This window comes from Algibacter ulvanivorans (assembly GCF_048381495.1).
Classification (GTDB): domain Bacteria; phylum Bacteroidota; class Bacteroidia; order Flavobacteriales; family Flavobacteriaceae; genus Algibacter_B; species Algibacter_B ulvanivorans.
In genome coordinates, this window is record NZ_JBLWGD010000048.1 from 1 (window position 1) to 318 (window position 318).

Annotated in this window: 1 protein-coding gene; it reads right to left on the minus strand. The window is 41.2% G+C overall.

Features of this window, described 5'->3' with window-relative positions:
- On the minus strand, positions 1 to 318 hold a 318-nt coding region (locus ACNG5D_RS15935; protein ID WP_418184519.1), incomplete at both ends, for a hypothetical protein.

Sequence of the window (318 nt, forward strand, 5' to 3'; positions counted from 1 at the left end):
TGGCATTATCAGAGACATCCGAAACAAAAGCAACAACAGGAGTGTTCCCACAATTATCAGCTTCATCAGTTACGACCGTAACATCAGGAGCAGGAGCAGGACCTCCAGGTACAGTAATGGTACTCGGATTAGAGGCTGTAGGATTGGTAGTATCTTCAACATTAATGGTATGCGATGCATTAACAGTATTTCCACAAGCATCCGTAATGGTATATGTTCTAGTAACAACAAGAGGACAAGTGCCAGAAGCGCTATCAGAGTTTGTGACTACTAAGTTATCATCTGTAGTACAGTTATCTTCAATATTTAACCCAAGAG